1 protein-coding gene is annotated in these 372 nt (G+C 45.2%); it reads left to right on the forward strand.

The genetic code is table 11. From position 1 onward, the window contains the following. Window positions 1-372: ABC transporter permease subunit (locus ACYP03_RS24645; protein ID WP_459782474.1), on the forward strand; the 372-nt coding region annotated here is incomplete at both ends.

Raw genomic sequence — 372 nt, forward strand, 5'->3', positions numbered from 1 at the left:
GGGGATTACTTCTGGCACCTTGCGCTGCCCATCTTTGCCATGGTCATCGGTGGTTTTGCGACCCTGACTATGCTGACCAAAAATTCGTTTCTGGATGAGATCAACAAGCAATACGTTGTCACCGCCCGTGCGAAAGGGCTCGATGACAGAAGTATTTTATATAAGCATGTTTTTCGTAATGCCATGCTGATTATTATTGCCGGTTTTCCCAGTGCGTTTATCAGCATTTTCTTTACCGGCTCAATGCTTATTGAAGTGATGTTTTCGCTGGAGGGAATTGGCCTGTTGGGCTTTGAATCAACAATTCAGCGTGATTACCCCGTGGTATTCAGCTCGCTTTATATCATGACATTGCTGGGACTTATCCTGAAT

The sequence above is a fragment of the Photobacterium sp. R1 genome, assembly GCF_054600795.1.